This is a genomic window from Peribacillus sp. GL_122 (assembly GCF_057835005.1).
Window position 1 is genome coordinate 1345009 of the sequence record NZ_CM174415.1, and the last position, 21834, is coordinate 1366842.

Consider the following 21834-nt stretch of genomic DNA (forward strand, 5'->3'; position numbering starts at 1 on the left):
TGATTTCGAGTAAATTAGAACATTTCCAATAGTGCTCGTTTTAAATCTGCCTGCCAATATTTCCAGGTATGATTACCTTCAAATTCTTCATAGAAGCAAGGAAATCCTTTTTGATTTATTAATTTATGCAATTCCCTATTTGGTTCTATGAAGTTTGCCTTGTTGCCATCCGTCGTCGGAACATCTGTTTCACCAGTCCCGATCACATGATAAAGTTCGAGGAGATGCGGATCCTCAAAATTACGTACAGCTTCCATTACTGCTTCATTGGCAAGTGGCGACTGCATGATGCATTTCCCGAATGTATGCGGGTACTGCAAAGCGGCCAATAAAGAAACTGTACCCCCAAGAGAGTCACCGATCAAAGTTCGACCATGTCCCATTTGATAGGTTGGGAATTCATCATCTAAAAACGGGACAAGTTCATGTGCAAGAAAACGTATGTATGAAATGTGCTGTTCCCCGTCCGGATGATATTTGCGCCTGCGGTCAAAGCGGTCTTTATAGGGAATGCCGACAATGATGATATTCTCGATCTCATCGTTCCCTAACAGTTCATCTGCTACCCGACCAATTCGGCCCATTTGAAAATAATCACGGCCATCCTGAGCAATCACAAGCGAATATTTATACAATGGCGAAAAATTAGCAGGCAAGTAAACAAGCAGTTCCAATTCTTCTGCTAAAGCTTCGCTTTTAAACATGTACTCTTTAATTGTGCCTTTGCGTAAACTCATTTTCCCGCACCTCAATGATAAATAATAATGAAAAACAACTTACTTGATTATTTTAGCATAGCCTTGCGACTTTTTCCCGTGACAAGAATTTAGAATATAAAATTTTCGTTATATTTTCTAAAAATTTAAATTATAAGGTGTTATAATACAAGGATATAGAAAAATAATACAAAAAAGGTGGCGAATAAAATGGCAGATATACACGTACACAGCAGGGAAGTAACAAAAGCGGCTAAACGAACATTATTAGATCGTGGTGTCAGTGTGGAGGCAATTGCAAAAATCGTTTATGAATTGCAGTTCCCGTACAAAGCTGATCTTAAGCTGGAGGAATGCATCCACAGCGTTGAGCGTGTCCTGTTGAAAAGGGAAATTCAACATGCCATTTTAGTCGGTGTGGAGCTGGATAAACTGGCAGAGCAAAAAAAGCTATCAGAACCCCTGCAATCGATTGTTGAGTCTGATGAAGGGCTATTCGGAGTGGATGAAACGATTGCCTTTGGTGCAGTACTCGGTTACGGAAGCATTGCTGTAACGACCTTTGGCCATTTAGATAAAAATAAAATAGGCGTCATACACGAACTTGATAAGAAGCAAGAAGGAATCGTTCATACCTTCCTGGATGATATCGTTGCAAGCATTGCCGCGAGTGCCGCCTCAAGGTTAGCTCATCGTCTGAGGGATGAAGAAGAATCGTTAACTGAACAGGAAAAGGATATCCAGGAAGAAGAAGAGTTAATAGGTTGAACCTTGATTAACAATCTTCATCCAGACCTGTCAAACCTGGCCTTAATGAGGCGGGCAGAAAGGATATTGGCCACTTTAAATGTCCGTTTTGTCTGCCTTAGAAAACAGAATGCGTGAATATGGCCTGGATAAATCTCAAGCACCTGAATTTTCCGCTGCGTAATCTTACCTTGTTCGGAGAGATAAATTATCTCCAATGGAGCATTTTCTTCCATATGTTTACGAAGTATATATTTCATTCCCTGTCACTCCTTTGCTGACTTGCTTGCTATCATTATATGCGAACAAATGTTTTATATGCAAGTGAAAAGAGAACGCTAGTTCGTTTTTTGTGGTGGGCAAAACTTTTTTAATATAATGCGTTGAATTTTTAACAAAATGACAAATTATATACTTTAAGTACCTTACTAATTAGTCATTACATACGACAAGTTAGCTCAGGGGGAGATCACTTCCTTGACGGGGAAGGCTGGTCGGGTTTCACTCTACATAAGACTATCGATTTCAAGTTAATGAAGCTTACGAGATGAGAAGTTGTCATGTATCGACACTATTAGTTCAAGCCTTAACGACTTTACCAATAATAAACTTCTGAATCACTTTTCTTTCTATTCCAAGAAGGGGGAGGTGATTTTTTGTTGATTTGATTTGCTTTCAAAAAGAAATAGAAGGATTAAGGGAGACAACTCTCATTGGTTGCAAAGAGCCTTTTAATGGACTGAGGAAGAAGGAATGACTCAAGTAAAGATATCTTTCCCCAAGGATACTCAAGGGTTTTCTATAAGGGTACTCCGTCAACGTCTATTCATCCCGCTTTGTTCGGGATTGTGAAGGGTAGTAAATGTTTTGTAACTTCTTCTATAAGCTCTTCACCTTCTGACCTTTCTTCTAACGGTCCTCGCAGAAGTACAATAGCTGCCTCTTCATCAATCAAAACTGAAGTGCATTATACCTCATCTCATTGTCAGATGGAAAAGAGAGAATCTGTTTCCACGATTAACATCCACAAATATCCTTCCTTATTATTAGTCTCTTAGAATAAATTTTTGCTCATCAGTAAACGAATGGAATTTTGGCGACATTTGGATATCCATTTTATAAATACATTGATCGTCGAATACAGCACTCAAAGGTAACATTGTGTACGTCAGGTTAGTGAAACTGAAAAGGGTCTCAAGAGTCATTACATGCTAGGTAGGGGCTAATAAGGGGGACCAAAGGCGAGATGGAGCTAATTAGGGTCAGCAATTCTTTTTTTTTATTGGAATTGTTAACTTTCATTGTTGTTTTTTAACAAATAAAAGAGACCACTTATTGTGTTCTTCTTTAGCGTTTCTTAATGAACTAGCTTACCTGATATCGGAATATAAACCAGTAGATTTTTGCTGTTTTAGTTAGATTTATTTTTACTTTTGTACCATATTGTACAAACACCTTTTCTTTTAATGAATAAAATAACCAGAAAATAAAAAAAGAAAAAGGCGATTATAATTAAGAATCATTATACTATTTCACATTGTAATTCCTTTGTAGACACCACATATCTTAATAAGAAATGTGATCAAAAGAAACCGGATGATTGTTATAGTTGTCATAAGAAGCACAATGACTGTATATGCGATATTTTTCTTTGACTTTGCTCAAAAAAACGGTTTTCGGGAATCTTGAACAAGTTCTTAAAACAATGACCGTACTCAGCAGCTCCCAATGGTATGACTAAGGACTACAAAGAAAAGATACTTTCTCAATTGGGCTGCTTTACGAAGATCTGGAGATAACGGATATAGGGAACTCATTAAGATGTAATAGTTTAAATGTTGAACTGATTCATACAAGCTTGCAACTTTCAAGGATTAACTTCCCAGGCCACTTTACGATAAAAACTTTTTTAGCAAAACTACTTGTTTTATTTTGAATACCACTATATAATAAATCTTGTCCAGTAAAGAAGTCAGCAACTAATTAAGCTTTAAAAGCAAGCTCTAAAAGGCTTGATTTACATACGACTTGTTAGCTCAGTGGGAGAGCACTTCCTTGACAGGGAAGGGGTCGTGGGTTCGAATCCCTCACAGGTCATCAACTACCAAAGGCTCAAATTCTTGATATCACAAGGGTTTGGGCCTTTTTTTGTTTTCAAAGATATAGTTCATAATATATTATTTACTCAATTGTTGGCGGATAGAGCAGCATTTAAACGTATTACAGGACAAGGCAAGGCAAAGCCTATCGCTTATTCAGCTAACGATGGAGGTTAAAAGAAGACCATCTTTTTGGCTTTTCTTTAAAAGGTACATAATCATATTCTCCGGTAAAATCCACTTTACTATAATGTGTTGGATTACCTTTACTACCAAATACCATGCACGGGAATACTTATTGGAAGCTCTGAACATGACGCATGAAGACTATGCAAAATATTGGCAAACGATGAAAGACTTCAGAGATAAATTTTCAGCTCACAGAGAGAGTGGTTACAACGAACCTGTCCCCTACTTTGATATTGCGCATAATGTAGCACTTCATTACGTTTCTTGGCTTGAAAAGTATAATACAATGCCTTCACTAGAAATGATGGTAGAACAATATCAAGAAGAATTACAACCAATGATAGAAAGTTTTAAAGTGAAATAAATAGAAGGAGGAAAGTATGGAAGAGTAATTAAAAGCAAATTCCTTTCCTATTAGGGGATTAATCACACTTCTCGTAGGACTTACCCTCCACTTTAGTATTATATAGTAAATATTTCCTTTGTTTTTAACTGTGTGATTTTAATATCTCAACAGTTTATTATATTGATAAAGGAAGAATAACTTAATCTACTACTATAATGAAGTAAGTCTTTAAAAGGGAAGTGATAGTTAAATGCTTTATATAAGCGATATCGAAAAGATAATTAATAACACATTAAATGAGCACAATTTGGATATTATTTATGAATTTGACAATAATCTAAGTGCACCTATGAGTTATAACGTATCGACCAATACTATAAAATTCAATTACCTTCAAGTTAACGGTTATAAAGGGAAAATTAGAATTAAAGAGACAGAGGAAGACTTTGTTAAAATTATTCTTTATCGTATGATTGGTTATTATTTAGATTTTAAGAAAAACAAACATGATTTAAGGATTTTAATGTATGGTCACGAAGAAGAAAAAGAAAAGCTGAAATCTGAAATAGAAACTAATGCTTGGGATTATGGGAGAACATTAATACCTGAACAACTATTGAAGTCATATGATAAAGTTCGTGAATTAGATAAAATGCTAATAAATTAATGTACTCTTAGAAAATGGAGACCCGACTTTAAACTAAAACAAGAAAAATAAGCCTCCTTGGAGAACCTCTCTGGAGCTGACTTTGAGTGAGAAATTAAACTGATATCCAATAAGATAAGACCCAGAGAAAGAGGAGTTGTCTTAGAAAGCTTGATGAATAAACAAATAGAAAATCAAGTTCAAAGTTCGTGCTCAATTTTTAAGAGAAAACATGGAAAAGCATATCGATTACTTGACTAAAGAAATACACTGGACTGAACATACTTCTGAAGAAAGGTTTTAATGAACAACTTATACTAGATGAAGAGGAAAGAGAATATTGTTGAAGTGGGCTACAGAGAACGATTGCGTAGATAAGTATTATGACCTGCTCATCCAACAATTTGTTCATAGCAGTAATTTCGATACTGCAGACCATAATTACGATGTTTTTATCCAACCAAACTTAAAGCAATTTAATCGAGAACAATTTCTTGCTATATATGATGGTATTAACAGAAACCGTCAATGTTATGCGCATAGATTGGGACGCTTAGTGCTATCTTTGTAAATTCGGTTTTATTAATATTTCCTTTTGTAAATATGATTTTAGGAACAGTGATATTTGGTGTTTAAGTTTTTGATAATACTGATGACCTTTCTTCAATTAACAGGTGCTTTACTTCAATAAGAGAGTTGCTTTGGCAGCTCTTTTTCTTATGGAACTATCGTGGAAGGTTAGTTCAAGAAGAAAAATTACAGACAGATATAGAAACTAGTATTTACTAATTAGGTGGAGGATCTTATGCATAAGCAGATTTACATTGTCAGACATTGCGAAGCACAAGGGCAACCTTCGGAATCTCAATTAACAGAAAAAGGGTCAAAACAAGTGAAATATTTAGTTGAATTCTTCAGTAATACAAAAATAGACCGAATTATATCAAGTCCGTTTTTGCGTGTGGAATACGGAGTAAAGCTATTTTATAATTTATGTAACTGGAATTTAGTTGAAGAAGGAAAATTTTTTTGAGAGGATACTTTTAAGCTCTGTAGGAGATATAACAAAAATTTTAAAAAGGTGTACAAGAGGGGGGCACTATTTAATAAACGACCTCGTTGGTTTAAGAGATTGTATTACCCCCCTTTTTTATGCATCCCCTAGGCTTCGGGCAGTTGCCCGAGCAAATGGAGCGAATTAGGTATCCACTCTTATTCTCTTCATAGAGTTATTTCTGCTAATGGAGATCTTGGAGATATGACGGGGGAATTCAAAGGAAAGCCTTGCTGCTTGAATTGGAGAGGAAGGCTAACAAATAAATACATTTAAAAAGAGCGTTAGAATGAATAGGATTCTAACGCTTTTAAAATGTGAGACTTGAACATTAAGTCTTATTAGCGCGGTAACTTTCACTCTTAACGGAATCAGTACGGCACTTATTTGCAAAATGGGTGATTAAGGCCTTAGAATTAATCACAATTAATCCTGCAATGATCGTGATTCCCCCGAAAAACATGAGCCATGTTATCTTTTCCTGATACAAAACCTTCCCAAGTCCTAAGGCAATGATGGGGGAGATGTAGAGCCATGTGGACGGAAATATCGGGTCCGTTTTTGAAACAAGCCAATAGTATACGGTATGGGCAATCATAGAGCCAAAAACGGTCAAGTACACGATCGATCCTATTGCATTCTTATTTGCAAGATCTCCTATGTTTATCTGCTCAGATGCCAAAGACAGCAGCAGAAGCAATGCACCGCCGTAAATCATTTGAGTAGCATTCAGCATAATAGGTGAGGTGCCTGAAAAACGCTCTGACACCTTTTTGGAATAGATCGTTCCTGCTGCATAACCCACTTGACCAAGCAGAATAAGGAAGCAGGCGATCAGCCATATTGAATCGTAGGAAACAGTCAGATTCGGCATAAGGAGCAGAGCCACTCCAATCAAGCTGATTGCACATCCTACAAACGTTCTTATAGATAACTTAACGTGCAAGACCATTGTTTGAATCAGCAAAATCATAATTGGTCCCGTTGCAGACAGGACAGCACCAACCCCGGAAGCAACGTACTGTTCCGCCCAATATAGCGTAGCAAACGTTCCGAATGTTAACGTACTTCCTGTGATGAATGATTCTTTAGAAAAAAGAACAGCCAGATTTGCTTTTTTTCGCAGCGACATCATTAAATATAGAAGGATTCCTGCCATGAAAAATCGGATCCCTGCTGAAAAAAAGGGAGGAAGCCCTTCGTCTACTCCTATTTTTATTGCCAGGAATGTTGTCCCAAAAATCAAGCACATACAAATATAGTTAAAGATAATCATGTAAATCCCTCCTTGCTACTCATCATATAGGACGGGAAATAGAACAGATTCATTGTAGGTAGAACAGATCGCAAACCTTGGTGCTAAACTGATATTGGGGGGAATTCATGTGAAGATAAAATCCTCAGAGCTTTATAAGCAGATTTACGATTTGGTTCTTGCCAAAATTGATCGTAAAGAATGGAAGAAACATGAGAAACTGCCTTCTGTAAGAAGAATGGCGGAGGAACTGAAAGTAAATCGGTTGACTGTTCTAAGAGCTTATCAATTACTAAAAGAACATAAAAAGATATACGCAAAGGAAAAATCAGGGTACTTTGTTAAGCCTGAAGATCCATCTTTTTCTTTGAATGAATCTCAGCTGCCAGAAATCGCTGACTATCCTTATAGCAACCTGTTGTCATCGATCCATCAGGTGGCTGTTGACTATCAATTCTCTCAAGCTCTTATTGATCCGAATCTCCTGCCGAATTCTTATTTATCTGAATATGTCAAAAAGGTTTTTACCCTCTATCCCAAAGTGCTTGGCACCTATTCGACTGTTCAAGGGGATGAGGAATTGAGGACAGCGCTTTCAGACTACTTTTACAAGACGCACCATTTTTTTGCACCGATTGATGAGCTGTTAATTACTTCAGGTGCTCAACAGGCCATTGATCTCGTGGCAAAGGTTCTGCTCAGGGCGAATGATACAGTATTAGTTGAGAGGCCTACATACAGCTCAGCTATTGATATTTTCAGGCAATATGGTGCGCGTATTATTGGGATTGAGATTGGCCAGTGCGGTTACGATCTGAATCAGCTAGAACATATCTTAAAAAAAGATAAACCGCGGTTTTTCTATACAAATCCAACCTTCAATAATCCAACAGGGTGCACCATTTCTGCTCTGCAAAGAAAACAGCTGGTGGAACTTGCAGAAAAGTATCAATGTGTCATCGTTGAAGATGATCCTTTCAGGGATATTTATTTTGATAAGGCTCCTCCATTCCCGATTTATTCGTATGATACCGATGGCTATGTTATCTATATCCGCAGCTTTAGTAAATACGTTTCGCCTGGATTGCGTGTTGCAGCTGTAGCTTGCCGTCATCCGCTAATGAGCCACTTGATTACTTCAAAGTCACTTGCTGACAACGGGACGGCCCTTATTAATCAAAAAATGTTCCTGCACTATTTTTTCTCGGAACGAATGCAGATTCACTTGGAGAAATTGCGAACAGCTCTATTTTTAAGGAAAGAAGTAATGAGAAATGAACTGGCTGCAACGTCATGGAAATGGACAGATCCATCAGGAGGATTAAACTTGTGGGTGGAACTTCCAGAACAAATTTCAGTTGAAAAGCTCCTTGATGCCTGTTTGGAACAGTCCATTTCCTTCGTGCCGGGATCTATATGTGATCCAGATCAAGCCCTTAGATCGTGGATTAGACTGAGCTTTTCGTATGCAAACGAAATACAGCTGCAAACAGGCATGAAAAAACTAATGACGGTTGTTGAAACGATAAATAGTGATTCCGCATATCGACAATGATTTTTGAAAGACATCGTAGGGATATAAGTTTGATGGGGATATTTTTAAATCATTACATGAGAGGACTATAAACGGGTTTGCTCTTTTTGTGTGATTGAAATAATGTTGTCCGCGGTCTGTACGGGATGTCTTTATGCTAGTTAGCGATGTGCTACATCCAGATGAGGCGTATAAAATTTGGAGGCAAGAGTAAGCTAACATACGTATATAAGCTGCCGCGGGAGGTGAATAAGTATGAGTAATGATGCAAGAGGTTCTAAAAAAAATAAACCAAATGATGCAAACCATGTGAATGCTGAGACGAAAGCCAATCAAAGACGAATTTCAGAAAAGAATAACCAAGAGAATAATGATAAGAAAGAATAATGGGAAGGTTCAGTAGGGACTGATTTTTTTTGATTCCACTATAAATTTCTTCTCGTATAACAAATAAAGAATATAGAAAAAAATTTCACTAGAGAACTGATATATCGACATCAGTTCTCTTTATTGATTTATCACTCGAAAAAGAAGGTCGTATTCAAGACCATGCACCTTGTTAGAATATATAATATTAAAAGTGATCTCTATAAATATAATTTAGTTTCCTTTTGTTTTAGAGTTACTTCCTTATTGAAACCATATTTTACATAAGCTCTAGATTTATGATAAGGAAGAGAGTGTGGCCATTTATATTAACCTTTGCGTAAAATATCTATTTTACGCAGAAATCAAACTTTATAAAGGAGCAAACCAATGGCCAATACCAGACAACATCAAGTCCATTAGCAGAAAGTAGAATAGTTTATTCGAACTGTGCAACATAATCATTTAAAAATCACTTTGGAATATTTTTTGATTTACTACGAATCCTAATTTTAGGAGGCGACAAAAATGAAAAAACAAGAAAAATCAAAAAAACTTGGCCAAAAAGCCGATTCAATGAATGCTTTAGATCAGGGGTTAAACTTGTTTCCACAAATAGTTAATAACGCTACTGGTATTGACAAGGGGAACGACGGTAAAATAAATAAAAATGATTAAATTGAACGCCTTTTTTGGGGCGTTTTTCTATCTTTTCTAATGATCTTCTCCATCCTACTCCCTCCTTCACTTGTCATCTCAACAATAAGTCTTATAGAACTAACAGGTGCTTTACTTCAATAACAAGGGTTGCTGCGGCAACCTTTGTTTTCTTGTGGACCTAAAGGACTAACGAATGGGCTCTAATGACATAGTTTATCGACCTTCCTCTCACAGCCTTAGCATTAGTATTAAAGGTTTTTCGCCATTTTCATTCTCAGTGGTGAAGCGCTGATTTTTGCGCTTCATGGGTGGCAAACGGGAAGGTTAGCTACATGGGAAGTACCAATAATTTGTAAAATAAAAAGACGGATTATTACAAAACCTCTAGTAAGGAGTTTTTTTGGAAGGAGTAAAAAGATTAGACATATGTTTTCATTACGTGGAGATGCTCATAAAATTTATCTTCAATTAAAAAAAGTCTCATACAAAGACCGATCTTTCAAATGTATGAAGAAACTTAAAGAAGTGGAAGAAATTCAAAACTTTTATAGTTCGATTGATAGCGATACGTTAAAAAAAATTTATTATTGTATGATAAAAGAGAAAAATGGATCGGGAATCATTCCAATTATAATATCCTCTGGACCTTGGCTTTTTTTTCTGTTTTCAAAACAATTACAAGATTTCCTTTTCAAAGATGGGAGTTTGCTTTGGGTTGTCTTTGTTTTAACTTATATTTCCATTCTTGCCATAAGTGTGTTTCTTCATTTTCATGAAAAATCATGGGCTTTTGTTCATATTGAAATCATTCAAGAAATTTTACATGAACGAAAAGAGATAAGTGAAAAGCCCTGAGGTGAGAAACTATAACGGCTTCCCTCAATGGGAGTTTGGCGAGAAAAACATATACTTTCGCACTGTTTCCATGTGTATTTTTCAGCGCGAAATATTATAGCAAAAAAGGATATTGAAACCGATGCTCCTTTAAATACGAAATAGCGATTATTTTTACATATTCAACCTTAATTCCATTTTCTCTTTCATCCATTTCGTAAGTCTCAGATGTTTTTTAATACGGGAGCGATTCTTTAATAAGTATCGCTTTTCTTAATGAACTAAAGGGGCAGGATAGTTCCATAAGGAATACTGTTAAGTGACATTAAAGTTGTATAAAAACGTCAGTCATGTTATTCCATTAAAAGGACAGATTGCCGAGGAAACAGTTGAAACATATATATGGAAAATTATTTGAAAGGATATACTAAGATGAGTGCGATGATATTTAACCCTTATTTGGGGACATTTTCGCTACCATCGGAGGTTCATTAACAAAGCGTAGTTAGAGGAGGTTAAAATGGAGAAGCAGGCTGAATTATTTCATTCATTAGAGGGTGAAAAAATCTACTTCAAAGCACTAAGGATAGAGGATGTTCAAGAGATACATCATTATGCGTCAGATCAAGAGGTTTCACGATTTATTGGCTGGAATTTGATGAGTACTTTGGAGGAAACTCGTCAGTTCATTGAAATAATGTTAAAACGTGAGTCGGCAGGAACTCATTTATATTCCTCCATTGTTGAAAAATTAACTCAAGCAATTATAGGAACAGCCATAATTTTCAATTTTGACCAAGAAGCAAACCAAGCTGAAATTGGTTATGTGTTGCATAAACATCATTGGGATAAGGGGTATGGAACAGAGGTTGTTGCATTGATAAGTGATTTTGCATTTAAATCACTTAATCTTCATAAGCTCCATGCTATGGTAGTGCATGCCAATATTGGCTCTGCACGGATACTTGAAAAGAACCAGTATGAGTTAGAAGGACGATTAAAAGACCACTATTTTATAGAGGATAAGTATTATGATGCATTACTTTTCGGCAAAATTACTAACCTGGAAACTTAGCGTTCTTGTACAGATAAAAAGAAGAGATTTGTTGACGATAATCTCAATAAAATATAGTCCCTTCTTATTCAGTTAAAGGGTGCGATTCTTTAATAAGAATCGCTTTTCTTATAGAACTACCATGAAAATAAGTTTCTTTAAAAATGGAAAAATGACAATACTTAAGAAGACTCTGCTCAATCTTTTAAAAAAAGAGGAGAGCGTTAATTAATTAGTCTATGGATTAGGGTTGACTGGATTAAGGTCAGTATCAGTATTGACACTTCCTAACCATTTTCATTCTTTGTGGTGAATCGCCGATTTTTGCGATTCATGGATGGCTAACGGGTGCGTTAGCTGAAGATCGAAGCTGTCTTTAAGGCAGCTTTTTTACACAATGAATATTGATAAACCCATCAACATCCCATTGTGTTGTCAATTAAAGTCCACACATATTGTTTGTTGTTCAGGCAGGCATCCTCAAAAGTTTAGAAGAGTTAAAAACTAACCAAGTTGATTTAAGTTTAGTAGCACAGGAAAAGACAGAACAGATGTTATTATTTGTAATCCAAATAGTGAGCTCCATTCCGATAAAAAAATACTAAACTGTAATGATATCCGGTTTCCTAACTGGTCAGTGGTTTGAAAATTAAACGATTAGTCACAATGATAATTATTACAGACCACCTGCTAACATAATTATTTCATTTAGCTTAATTTATTTTACTGGACTGATTTAAAGACCTTACAAAACCTTGAGAGATCAATCTTCTTTACACTATTTAATTCAGTTAAACCAGTTTGATTATATGAAACAAAATTGACAGGGAAGGGGTCGTGGGTTCGAATCCCTCACAGGTCATCAACTAACAAAGGCTCAAATCCTTGATATAACAAGGGTTTGGGTCTTTTTTATTTTTAATTTCCATTTATTATTCCTGTGTGTTTATGCATTGCACAAAGTTGTACAGAAACTGCGCGTGACGGTGAATCGTTCGTTGCATGACGTTACTCACTTTGGTACACTATGCAGAAGTGCATTTCACTTTGATTGTTAGGATTTACTATTGAGTGGCATAGATAAGATTTATGATCTTTACATAAATCATTAAGCGGTGGGTGCTCCCAAATGGAACTCCATTTACTGCATTCACTGTAGAATTGTGGAAGTAAGGGGATAAAGGGACAAAACTCATTACATTATGATACAAAACCTTAACAACTTAACAATTTAAATGTGTTTCTAAGAAAAGACCATCTGTTCCCTCATACAGCAGGAGTTGTATGGGGGCTTGTATTTTATCAAGAATTTTCTGTTTAGATGACTATACAGTAATAAAATAAGGAGGAAGAAATGAACAATTATAAATTGACCATTCAATATGATGGCGGTCGCTATAAAGGCTGGCAACGACTCGGTAATAGTGATGATACGATTCAAGGAAAAATAGAAAATGTATTAACGGAAATGGTGGGGGAAAAAATCGAGATCATCGGATGCAGCAGAACGGATGCCGGTGTACATGCCCTTGCTCAAATCGCCAATTTTAAGATTGGTGAAAATCTGACTGAAGCTGAAATCATGAATTATTTGAATAGGTATTTACCAAGAGATATCAGCATTGTCGAGGTTAGGCTAGTTCCTGATCGTTTTCATGCCCGTTATAATGCTAAGGATAAAACCTATTTGTATAAGATCTGGAACGAGCAATATACAAATCCTTTCATGCGAAAATACAGTATGCATGTAGAGAAAAAGCTGGATATCACAAGAATGAAAAAAGCATGTCAACATTTTATAGGTGAACATGATTTCACGGCTTTTTCAAATGCAAAGTCTAAGAAAAAATCCATGGTGCGTGAAATATATTCCATTGATATAGAAGAAAAGGCCGGATTCATCCAAATTACAGTGCGAGGCGATGGATTTCTTTATAATATGGTTAGAAAGATTGTCGGGACGTTGATAGAAGTTGGGTTGGGTGAAATAGATGCTGAAAATATACCAAGCATTTTAGAGTCAAAAGAAAGAATCCAAACGGGCCGTATGGCGGAGGCAGCTGGGTTGTACTTGGTAAAGGTTGATTTTTAGACCAAATATTGATGCATCGGTTAAAGAGTAAAGTGTATAGGCAGTAGATAAAGGGAAGTAATAGGGAAGAATGGTAAAGGGGAATAGAACGAAAAAGGAGAGATTTTCATGAGATTAGCAGGAAAGAAAATAATCAGTCTTGTGCACCATGAATTTGAAGATTTAGAGCTCTGGTATCCGATTTTACGTTTAAAAGAAGAAGGAGCGATTGTTCACCTTGCTGGAGAAAAGGCGAATGAAACATATATTGGAAAATATGGTGTACCAGCTATATCTGATTATGAGTATGGCAGTATTAAAGCTGAAGAATATGATGCCATTCTTGTACCGGGGGGATGGGCACCTGACAAAATTCGCCGGTTTCCTGAAGTGATATCACTTATCCAAAGCATGGAAGAAAATAAAAAACCCATCGGGCAAATTTGTCATGCTGGTTGGGTGTTGATCTCCGCTAAAATTTTACAAGGGAAGAATGTAACGAGTACACCGGGCATTAAAGATGATATGGAAAATGCGGGGGCGACTTGGATAGATAAGCCCGTCGTCGTAGATGGTAACCTTGTATCAAGCAGGCGTCCGCCTGATCTACCGGATTATTTGAGGGAATTGATAAACGTGATTGAAAAGAGTTAATTCATAATAGGCTGAAAAAGTGGTTTTTTCTTCTGGAAAAACCACTTTTATTATTCCTGCTATCCAATTACCCCAGAATGCGATATATTTAACAAAAATTGATATGATATTTTTTAATCTTAGTTATGATTCTCGCTGAAATGCAATGGATTATTCCCTTGATTGATTCTTAATTAAATCAATATACAAATTTCCTTTTGTCCCTACGACAGCATACGAGATGTCAAAAACAGCAAGGTTTCTTTTTTTGAGTTCAGCCATTAACCATTCGTCATCGTAGGTGTGTTTGGATAAGTTTTCATATAAGATCTTCCCGTCATAGACCAGTTCAATCGGTACAGTTCCTGCAGAGGGCAGTAAAGGTAAATCCTGCTTGGTGGCATTTTGGTATTGTTCTTTTTTTAATACAGAGAGGGAGCCATTAATCTCTAAAATGGCATATTCGACTTCTTCTATGTTGAAGACATCTTTTCCACGCAAAGCCTGTTTAAGAGAATCCAGTGAATACCCCATTCGTTCCATTGACTCTTCGAGAATCTTCCCTTTTTGAATTAAGGTAGCAGGTTCTCCAGCGATCCATTTCCCGAAGCGCGGATTTCGAACCGCTAGAAGATTCAGCATAAAAACGACGGTACCCATAATAATAATTGCTATGATAAAATACAGGAATTTAATTTTAATATTGAATGCCAGATTTCCTGCAATTGTCCCCATCGTAATTGAAGCGATATAAAGGTGATAGGTCCTCTGGGCAATTGTCTGTTTACCGAGGAGCTGGACAAATACCCATAACAAAATAAAAGAGGTAAATGTTCGAAAGATGATTTCAACAGCGTCTGACATGACTATTTCTCCCTTACAAAACTCCGTGCAGTTAGTTTGTGATAGTATGTTCTTGCACCTTGCCGTTTATTCTGTAACTAAAAAACCGTCTTTGAATTTGGATCCATCAAGCATAAATTGATAGATGGATTAAATGGGTGCGATAGATCATGAACAATTAATCAAACAAAAAGAAGCAAGTAGTTCGATACTTGCTTCTTTTTGTTTGGTTCAATAAATCCATGGATATGTTTACTTAGTATCGATTAAGAAATTTCTTCGAATAATAGTATCAAAATACATTTGCACGGGGGTATGTTTTGAGAAATATTCGGGAAATTTTCATTGACGATTTAAAAAGCATTTATAAAAATTTCTTTGTTTGTATCGTAGTAGTTTTTCTCATGTTCATCCCTTCCATTTATGCATGGTTTAATATTGTCGCATCTTGGGACCCGTATGCAAATACGGAAGGAATTCTTGTCGGTGTTGCCAATAATGATAAAGTTGCGGAGTTAAATGGCGAAGCCGTGAACATAGGCAAGGAAGTCATAGAGGGGTTAAAGGAGAATAAGGATTTAGGCTGGAGATTCACTTCGGAAAGAGAGGCGAAAGCTAAGGTGGAAAAGGGGGATTATTATGCATCCATCATCATTCCCGAGAACTTTTCCGAACATATTGCGACAATCATGACCGATGACCCTAAAAAGGCGGAGATTGATTACTATGTTAATGAAAAAATCAATTCCATTGCTCCTAAAATTACGGCAGCGGGTGCAAACAGCATTGTGGACAATGTGAGCAAAACTTTTATCAAATCGGCCAGTGGGAGTATCCTTGCAATATTTAATGAACTGGGAATCACCCTTCAAAACGAGTTGCCGACAATTCAAAAAATGAAGAATATGGTGTATTTATTAGAGGGTCAACTGCCTGAGCTTGAACAAAATATTAAAACCGTTCAAACACATGTTAAAAAGGCTGAAGATATCATTAAGAAGGTCAATGATGGATTGGATTCAATAGAAGGAATAACGTCGCAGAAGGACAAATTGGTGTCGGACGTTTCTAGTTATGTAGATTCAACAAGGCAGGCATTCGAAGAAATCAATCCCCTTTTGAAAAATGATATTGTGAATATCAGGAGCGATAATGAATCCGTTTTAGTACTGGCGAACCGGTTAACGGGTCAGGATTTGCCTGACAATGAGTCGAATCTGCTAGTGGAACAAGGGGTAACGAGGATAAATAAAGAGTTGTACCTTTTGGACAGTATGTATAATTTATTGGTGAGAGTCAATCAATTTAATGGGAAAAACTTGCTTCAGCCAGAAATACAGATAGTTGATGAATTAAGGGATAATACTTCGAACCAACTTCAAGCGCTAAATGACCGAGCTTACGGTAATCTTATCGAACTTGGCGGGACCAATGATCAAGTTTTGGCAAGCTTCCAGGAAAGTTATTCAAAGGAAACAGGGCCAAAATTCAATGAAATCTGGAACGAAACGGAATCAATATTGAATAATGTCCAGGTCACGATGGCGGAGGGAACCAAGGTTCTTCCTGAGGTGAGGACGCTGTTGAATGAGACCAATCGAACATTGGAAACACGTACAGGGGATATCGATAAGTTAATGAATAAGTTTCCGGAAATCGAAACGAAAATAAAGGCTCTAGCTTCTAAAATGAGGGAAATCGATAAGTCTTATGATATGGAAGAAGTGATCGATTTCCTAAGGAATGATATTGAACAAGAAAGTGAATTTTTTTCAGAACCAGTGCTGCTCAATAAGCACAGTCTCTTTCCGATTCCGAACTATGGATCTGCCATGTCCCCTTTCTTTACGGCACTTTCCCTTTGGGTGGGCGGTACAATATTGATTTCCATGCTTAGCGTGGGTGTTTCTCAAAAAGTCTACAGCCCGTATCAAATTTATATCGGGAGGTATCTTATATTTTTCATCATTGGGGTAATGCAGGCTCTTAGTGTTTCCATTGGGAATATCATCCTTATCGGTGTTTATGTAGCGGATAAATTTGAGTACATCCTGTTTTCTGTTCTGATAAGTACAGTATTTACACTCATTGTCTACACCTTCGTTTCCGTTCTTGGAAATGTTGGAAAAGGGATAAGCGTCGTCTTGATGGTCCTTCAAATATCAAGTTCCGGCGGCACTTTCCCTATTCAAGTCACACCGCCCTTTTTTCAACATATTAACCCTTTCTTGCCATTCACTTATGCTGTGGGTTTACTTCGTGAATCTGTAGGGGGAATAACATGGAGCGTAGCTGGCAAGGACATTTTTATCTTGATTCTCTTTTTAGTAATCACGCTCATATTAGGTATCATTTTGAAAAAGCCTCTGCATGCAAGGACACAAAAAATGAAGGATAAATTGTATGGAAGCAGGATTTTTTAAGGTTATAAAAGTGGATATTAAAATTAGCCTGAACCCTTAAAAGGGCTCAGGTTTTTTATTTGCTGAATGGAATTTGCCCGTATGTATTTTTGTGTAAGTTTGGAATATTTATCAATACATTGACAGTTGAATAGAAAGATACCGATAAATTAGAATTTTTGCATTTTTATAGTTGACAAAAACCATTGGATTAATCATTATTAAGAAATAATGTTTAGTAAATCGATGCGATATAAAAGTGGGGTGACTTTATGTATTTAACAATAGATGGCATTGAAAAAAGTTTTAAAAATGAAAAGAAAGAAAGCATAAAGGTGCTCGATAAGATAAACATAGAGGTCGAGAAAGGAAGCTTCGTTTCGATCGTCGGCCCTTCAGGATGTGGTAAATCCACACTCCTTTATCTGATTGCCGGACTTGATAAGGCAGATGTAGGTGAAATACGTGTAGCTGGAAAAAAAGTGATGAAGCCAGGTCCGGAACGGGTCGTAGTATTTCAAGAGGCGGGGTTATTTCCTTGGTTGACGGTACTTGAAAATGTTACATACGGATTGAAGTTAAAGAAAATTCCCAATGAAGAGGCTAAAGCCAAGGCATTGGACATTTTAAAAATGGTTCACCTCAGCCGATATGTTGACTCCTATCCACATCAACTATCAGGGGGCATGAAACAGAGGGTGGCCATCGCAAGAGCGTTGGTGATGGAACCGGATATCCTGTTGATGGATGAGCCATTCTCTGCGCTGGATGAGCAAACGAGGATGGTCTTGCATAAAGAACTGCTCGAAATCTGGAGAAAAACTAAAGTGACAATCTTTTTCGTTACCCATAATATTCGTGAGGCTGTTCAGCTTTCCGAAAAAATTATCGTCTTTGCAACCCGTCCCGGGAAAATTAAAGAGACGATTTCCGTCCCTTCCATGAAAGATGGAGTTATGCCGGATAGTGTAACTTTGCATACAGAACAAAGGGTTCTATCGATTTTACAGGAGGAAATTGAAAAAGTGCTGAAGGAGGAAATGGGGAATGATTACAGCTTTAAGACGAATCATATTCATCGCGATGATAGCGGGGATATGGGAAGTCACATCTAGACTTTCCAGTCTTCCGGAATTCATGTTCCCAAGTCTGACCCAGGTTTTGGAAACTCTGTTTAATGGACTGATGAGCGGACAAATAACTGAAGCCATCGCAAAAAGCCTTGGTCGTATCCTGATCGGCTTTACGATTGCCATTATAGTAGGTCTAATATTAGGATATTTCATTTGGCGCTTTAAATTGGTTGAAGACACTTTAGGATTCGTCGTGACGGCACTACAGTCCATCCCGAGTATCGTGTGGTTCCCTTTAGCGATCATTTGGTTTGGATTGAATGATTTTTCGATTCTCTTTATTGTCACCATCGGCGCAACTTGGACGATGACGGTTAATGCAACAAGTGGTTTTCGGAATGTACCCCAGTTGTATCAGCGGGTTGCCAAAACATATGGATCGACCGGGTTTCATTTTCTTCGCACCGTGATTTTACCAGCCTCCGTCCCGCAAATAATATCCGGTCTCCGAATTGCATGGGCCTTTTCCTGGCGTGCACTGATGGCAGGTGAATTACTTGGCGGGGGAGGCGGTCTTGGACAATTGCTGGAAATGGGCAGATCACTGGGACAAATGGATTTGGTCATCTCCGTGATGATCATCATCGCAATCATCGGAACAATCGTGGATAATGTTGTCTTTTCCCGCCTTGAACGTAATGTTCAACTGAAATGGGGAGTGAAGTAACGGTAGTTTAATAAAATAATAGTTCAAAAGGAGAGAAAAATATGCTGAAAAAATCATTTTTTGCCCTTATTCTGTCTGTGTTGTTAATCGGAATAGTAAGCGGATGCACTCAATCCAGCAGCAATGATGAAGAAGGAGAAGGTTCAGGGGGGAAATCCGTGAAAATTGGATATTTTCCTAACTTAACCCACAGTGCAACGATCATTGCACTCGAAAAAGGCTTTTTCGAAGAAGAGTTCGGTAAAGATGTTAAGATTGAAACCAAAACAGTGGCCAATGGCGGATTATTCATGGAAGCAATGGCTACAAACGCCATTGATGTCGGAACGGTCGGGCCTGGTCCATTGCTTAACTTTTACGTAAAAAACCCTGAATACCACTTGATCTCCGGGGCTGTTAATGGAGGTGCCGTACTTGTGGCTAGCGAGGGCAGCAAAGTTAAGGATTTAAAAGATTTGGGCGGTAAAAAGGTAGCGATTCCCGTCATTGGAAGCACACAGGATGTCATGCTTAGGAAGGCCCTTCAAGATGTTGACTTAAAACCGACTACGAATGGGGGGACAGTTGAGCTGTATGCGGCGGCACCTGCTGACACAACCGCCCTTTTTGTCCAAAAATCTGTCGATGCAGCAGCAACTCAGGAACCATGGGGTTATGTATTAGAAAACCAGGCAAAAGGAAAGTTATTGCTTGACTGGGATCAATTTGCATGGGGGAAAGACTCACCTAACACGGTAGTGGCTGCAAGCCAGAAGTTCTTGGATAAAAAGGGGCTCGCTGCTTCCTATTTGAAAGCGCATGAAAAAGCGGTGAAGTTTATACAAGACAACCCTGAAGAAAGCCAAGAATTGGTTATTAAGCATTTGAAGGAACTGACTGGAAAAGAATTAAGTAAAGAAGAAGTGGCTTCAGCATTTTCACGCCTTGAAGTGACAACTGAAGTTAATGAGCAAGTCATTCAGGAAATGGCAGACATAAGCAAAGAAGCTGGTTATATTCCTAGCAATGATATAAAAGGCATGATCGATTTATCAATTCTTGAAGAAGTGTCCAAATAAATTGAAACAAGCAAGCGCCTCAGCCATCCTGGCTTTGGCGCTTTTTTTGTAATCAGGTCAAGGCAGAATTATTTCATCGTATTGCGCCTGGGATTATAATCATACACATAACCACGGCAGGTAATGAACTCCCTGTTATGGGCAGACTTGATCCAATGCTTGGATAACATGATCAACCTCATCCCAGGAATGGATGGTAGCGCCTGAAGCCAGTGAATGTCCTCCACCATTGAATTGACGTGCGACTGAAGCGATGGGGATATTCCGTGAACGTATCCTGACACGGATTTCAGAAGGATATTCGATGAAGAAAACCCAGATTTTATTGCCCCTGACACTTGATAGCGTATTAACTAAATTCGAAGCTTCAATTCGATCCACACCATACATATTTAACAGATCCTCCGTAATAATGAAGTAAGCTATCCCTTTTTCGGTTACATTGAAGCTCATGAGAATGTCTGTTTGAAGTCTTGAAGCGTTTTTCGTCTTTATATTAAGGCTGTTATGGATTCTTTCTGGATGAATATTATAAGTTCTTAAGTGCGAAACCATTTTTAATGTCCTTGGAGTTGTATTCCCATTCATGAAATTACCTGTATCACTAAGTATTCCTGTATAAAATGATTTAGCTGCTTCTTTATTCATGATAAAGCCTTCTGGAAATTCCAAGAATAAATCAACAAGCATTTCACTGGCAGAGCTATAAAAGGGGTCGACCCAAGAAAGATCACCAAATTGCTCATAATCGGGGTGGTGGTCAATTTTGATGAGCATGTCCCCGTGATCATATCGGGAATCACTGATCCGTGAAATGTTGGCAGTATCACAAACAATCACTAAGGCACCTTTGTATTTGTTATCGGAAATGACATCCATATCACCAATGAATAGAAGCTTATCCACTTCTTCGCCTACCGCATAGACTTCTTTAGAAGGATAGGAATGCTTCAATAGCTTCTTTAAACCGATTTGTGATCCCAATGCATCCGGGTCCGGATTAACATGACGATGAATGATAATTGTGTGGTATTTCTTGATCGCTTCGATTATTTCCGCTTTTTTATTGTCCATATCGCCATCTCCTTTTAATCTTTCCTTTTCTGTCGAGCGATAATTGATAGTATGAAAAATTCATATATTGACAGTTATGCATATTCAATCATCACATGCCTCACGAATAAAGGCAATTTCCGATTACTCTGGATTGAGGGGTGTATTTTTATATTAAACGGGAAGTATGCTAAAGAGTATAATAGTGGATGTAATGAAAACACCTGAACAAAATTATTGCAAAATTCAAAAAATGAGACTATACTTAATTTACCAAACCGATGACAGCAAGTTACCTTGCTGCATGGCCGGCTTGTCATAAAACTGGAATCCATAAAAATTGACTTGGTTCACTTGATCTTCCTTTGCAGGAAGACAGTTCGTGGATAAGGGTCAGTGAAACATTCAATGTAATGACATTGTTGGTTTTACTGGCTCTTTTTTGTGTATCCCGACAGTTTGAAAGGGGTGATG

At 37.5% G+C, this 21834-nt stretch carries 20 protein-coding genes and 1 tRNA gene; 16 read left to right on the forward strand and 5 right to left on the reverse strand.

Going from position 1 to position 21834, the window contains the following annotated elements:
• Positions 1–14: 14 nt before the first annotated feature.
• On the reverse strand, positions 15–737 hold the full coding sequence (locus tag AC3ISB_RS06550; protein ID WP_144550847.1) for an alpha/beta hydrolase: 723 nt from the start codon (positions 735–737) through the stop codon (positions 15–17).
• Between the two features lie 189 nt (positions 738–926).
• On the opposite strand from AC3ISB_RS06550, the gene AC3ISB_RS06555 reads away from it, so the two are divergent.
• Complete coding sequence (locus tag AC3ISB_RS06555) at positions 927–1484, forward strand: phosphatidylglycerophosphatase A family protein (RefSeq protein WP_489275869.1); 558 nt, start codon at positions 927–929, stop codon at positions 1482–1484.
• 17 nt (positions 1485–1501) lie between these two features.
• On the opposite strand, the gene AC3ISB_RS06560 is transcribed toward AC3ISB_RS06555, so the two are convergent.
• The gene (locus AC3ISB_RS06560; RefSeq protein ID WP_076367067.1) at positions 1502–1723 is read right to left on the reverse strand and encodes a hypothetical protein; all 222 of its coding nucleotides are present in this window, start codon (positions 1721–1723) and stop codon (positions 1502–1504) included.
• Positions 1724–3488: 1765 nt separating this feature from the next.
• On the opposite strand from AC3ISB_RS06560, the gene AC3ISB_RS06565 reads away from it, so the two are divergent.
• The 4 genes from AC3ISB_RS06565 (at position 3489) to AC3ISB_RS06580 (ending at position 5776) form a co-directional block, all read left to right on the forward strand.
• Positions 3489–3560 (forward strand) — tRNA-Val (locus AC3ISB_RS06565).
• Between the two features lie 315 nt (positions 3561–3875).
• Positions 3876–4115: a hypothetical protein gene (locus AC3ISB_RS06570; RefSeq protein ID WP_141993167.1), complete on the forward strand. Its 240-nt coding sequence runs from the start codon at positions 3876–3878 to the stop codon at positions 4113–4115.
• Positions 4116–4347: 232 nt separating this feature from the next.
• Positions 4348–4764 (forward strand): hypothetical protein, encoded by a 417-nt coding sequence (locus AC3ISB_RS06575; RefSeq protein ID WP_141993168.1) that lies wholly within the window; start codon positions 4348–4350, stop codon positions 4762–4764.
• A 784-nt stretch (positions 4765–5548) separates the two neighbouring features.
• A complete protein-coding gene (locus tag AC3ISB_RS06580; RefSeq protein WP_480339231.1) occupies positions 5549–5776 on the forward strand; it encodes a histidine phosphatase family protein in 228 nt (75 codons plus the stop codon).
• A 352-nt stretch (positions 5777–6128) separates the two neighbouring features.
• On the opposite strand, the gene AC3ISB_RS06585 is transcribed toward AC3ISB_RS06580, so the two are convergent.
• Positions 6129–7073, reverse strand: a complete 945-nt coding sequence (locus AC3ISB_RS06585) for a DMT family transporter (RefSeq protein WP_480339230.1) — start codon at positions 7071–7073, stop codon at positions 6129–6131.
• 103 nt (positions 7074–7176) lie between these two features.
• Between AC3ISB_RS06585 and AC3ISB_RS06590 the strand changes: the two genes are divergently transcribed.
• From AC3ISB_RS06590 to AC3ISB_RS06620, 7 genes are all read left to right on the forward strand, one after another.
• Positions 7177–8607: an aminotransferase-like domain-containing protein gene (locus AC3ISB_RS06590; protein ID WP_489276873.1), complete on the forward strand. Its 1431-nt coding sequence runs from the start codon at positions 7177–7179 to the stop codon at positions 8605–8607.
• Positions 8608–8841: 234 nt separating this feature from the next.
• The gene (locus AC3ISB_RS06595) at positions 8842–8973 is read left to right on the forward strand and encodes a hypothetical protein (protein WP_094246567.1); all 132 of its coding nucleotides are present in this window, start codon (positions 8842–8844) and stop codon (positions 8971–8973) included.
• A gap of 507 nt (positions 8974–9480) precedes the next feature.
• Positions 9481–9630 (forward strand): hypothetical protein, encoded by a 150-nt coding sequence (locus AC3ISB_RS06600; protein ID WP_181762230.1) that lies wholly within the window; start codon positions 9481–9483, stop codon positions 9628–9630.
• Positions 9631–10038: 408 nt separating this feature from the next.
• Complete coding sequence (locus AC3ISB_RS06605) at positions 10039–10467, forward strand: hypothetical protein (protein ID WP_098373422.1); 429 nt, start codon at positions 10039–10041, stop codon at positions 10465–10467.
• Between the two features lie 499 nt (positions 10468–10966).
• A complete protein-coding gene (locus AC3ISB_RS06610; RefSeq protein WP_480339229.1) occupies positions 10967–11521 on the forward strand; it encodes a GNAT family N-acetyltransferase in 555 nt (184 codons plus the stop codon).
• 1333 nt (positions 11522–12854) lie between these two features.
• The gene (gene truA, locus AC3ISB_RS06615; protein WP_480339228.1) at positions 12855–13592 is read left to right on the forward strand and encodes a tRNA pseudouridine(38-40) synthase TruA; all 738 of its coding nucleotides are present in this window, start codon (positions 12855–12857) and stop codon (positions 13590–13592) included.
• A 108-nt stretch (positions 13593–13700) separates the two neighbouring features.
• Entirely contained in the window at positions 13701–14225 is a 525-nt protein-coding gene (locus AC3ISB_RS06620; RefSeq protein WP_098371262.1) for a type 1 glutamine amidotransferase domain-containing protein, read from the forward strand.
• A gap of 150 nt (positions 14226–14375) precedes the next feature.
• Here the strand turns inward: AC3ISB_RS06620 and AC3ISB_RS06625 are convergent, their stop codons facing one another.
• A complete protein-coding gene (locus AC3ISB_RS06625) occupies positions 14376–15068 on the reverse strand; it encodes a DUF421 domain-containing protein (RefSeq protein WP_489275872.1) in 693 nt (230 codons plus the stop codon).
• A gap of 299 nt (positions 15069–15367) precedes the next feature.
• Between AC3ISB_RS06625 and AC3ISB_RS06630 the strand changes: the two genes are divergently transcribed.
• From AC3ISB_RS06630 to AC3ISB_RS06645, 4 genes are all read left to right on the forward strand, one after another.
• The gene (locus AC3ISB_RS06630; protein ID WP_489275874.1) at positions 15368–17470 is read left to right on the forward strand and encodes a YhgE/Pip domain-containing protein; all 2103 of its coding nucleotides are present in this window, start codon (positions 15368–15370) and stop codon (positions 17468–17470) included.
• Positions 17471–17721: 251 nt separating this feature from the next.
• Positions 17722–18564 carry an ABC transporter ATP-binding protein gene (locus tag AC3ISB_RS06635; RefSeq protein WP_063232114.1) on the forward strand — a complete coding sequence of 281 codons (843 nt, stop codon included), beginning with the start codon at positions 17722–17724 and terminating at the stop codon, positions 18562–18564.
• The gene (locus AC3ISB_RS06640) at positions 18497–19249 is read left to right on the forward strand and encodes an ABC transporter permease (protein ID WP_098371259.1); all 753 of its coding nucleotides are present in this window, start codon (positions 18497–18499) and stop codon (positions 19247–19249) included. Before AC3ISB_RS06635 ends, AC3ISB_RS06640 begins: the two co-directional genes overlap by 68 nt.
• Before the next feature lie 41 nt (positions 19250–19290).
• Positions 19291–20307 carry an aliphatic sulfonate ABC transporter substrate-binding protein gene (locus AC3ISB_RS06645; RefSeq protein WP_141992514.1) on the forward strand — a complete coding sequence of 339 codons (1017 nt, stop codon included), beginning with the start codon at positions 19291–19293 and terminating at the stop codon, positions 20305–20307.
• Between the two features lie 135 nt (positions 20308–20442).
• Here AC3ISB_RS06645 and AC3ISB_RS06650 read toward each other — a convergent pair whose 3' ends face one another.
• The gene (locus AC3ISB_RS06650; protein WP_480339224.1) at positions 20443–21381 is read right to left on the reverse strand and encodes a DHH family phosphoesterase; all 939 of its coding nucleotides are present in this window, start codon (positions 21379–21381) and stop codon (positions 20443–20445) included.
• Between the last annotated feature and the right edge of the window lie 453 nt (positions 21382–21834).

Excerpts from the sequence above, each read along its gene's own strand:
- AC3ISB_RS06550 (WP_144550847.1), bottom strand. The coding sequence starts at position 737 with ATGAGTTTACGCAAAGGCACAATTAAAGAGTACATGTTTAAAAGCGAA.
- AC3ISB_RS06555 (WP_489275869.1), top strand. The coding sequence starts at position 927 with ATGGCAGATATACACGTACACAGCAGGGAAGTAACAAAAGCGGCTAAA.
- AC3ISB_RS06560 (WP_076367067.1), bottom strand. The coding sequence starts at position 1,723 with ATGAAATATATACTTCGTAAACATATGGAAGAAAATGCTCCATTGGAG.
- AC3ISB_RS06570 (WP_141993167.1), top strand. The coding sequence starts at position 3,876 with ATGACGCATGAAGACTATGCAAAATATTGGCAAACGATGAAAGACTTC.
- AC3ISB_RS06575 (WP_141993168.1), top strand. The coding sequence starts at position 4,348 with ATGCTTTATATAAGCGATATCGAAAAGATAATTAATAACACATTAAAT.
- AC3ISB_RS06580 (WP_480339231.1), top strand. The coding sequence starts at position 5,549 with ATGCATAAGCAGATTTACATTGTCAGACATTGCGAAGCACAAGGGCAA.
- AC3ISB_RS06585 (WP_480339230.1), bottom strand. The coding sequence starts at position 7,073 with ATGATTATCTTTAACTATATTTGTATGTGCTTGATTTTTGGGACAACA.
- AC3ISB_RS06595 (WP_094246567.1), top strand. The coding sequence starts at position 8,842 with ATGAGTAATGATGCAAGAGGTTCTAAAAAAAATAAACCAAATGATGCA.
- AC3ISB_RS06600 (WP_181762230.1), top strand. The coding sequence starts at position 9,481 with ATGAAAAAACAAGAAAAATCAAAAAAACTTGGCCAAAAAGCCGATTCA.
- AC3ISB_RS06605 (WP_098373422.1), top strand. The coding sequence starts at position 10,039 with ATGTTTTCATTACGTGGAGATGCTCATAAAATTTATCTTCAATTAAAA.
- AC3ISB_RS06610 (WP_480339229.1), top strand. The coding sequence starts at position 10,967 with ATGGAGAAGCAGGCTGAATTATTTCATTCATTAGAGGGTGAAAAAATC.
- truA (WP_480339228.1), top strand. The coding sequence starts at position 12,855 with ATGAACAATTATAAATTGACCATTCAATATGATGGCGGTCGCTATAAA.
- AC3ISB_RS06620 (WP_098371262.1), top strand. The coding sequence starts at position 13,701 with ATGAGATTAGCAGGAAAGAAAATAATCAGTCTTGTGCACCATGAATTT.
- AC3ISB_RS06625 (WP_489275872.1), bottom strand. The coding sequence starts at position 15,068 with ATGTCAGACGCTGTTGAAATCATCTTTCGAACATTTACCTCTTTTATT.
- AC3ISB_RS06635 (WP_063232114.1), top strand. The coding sequence starts at position 17,722 with ATGTATTTAACAATAGATGGCATTGAAAAAAGTTTTAAAAATGAAAAG.
- AC3ISB_RS06640 (WP_098371259.1), top strand. The coding sequence starts at position 18,497 with ATGATTACAGCTTTAAGACGAATCATATTCATCGCGATGATAGCGGGG.
- AC3ISB_RS06645 (WP_141992514.1), top strand. The coding sequence starts at position 19,291 with ATGCTGAAAAAATCATTTTTTGCCCTTATTCTGTCTGTGTTGTTAATC.
- AC3ISB_RS06650 (WP_480339224.1), bottom strand. The coding sequence starts at position 21,381 with ATGGACAATAAAAAAGCGGAAATAATCGAAGCGATCAAGAAATACCAC.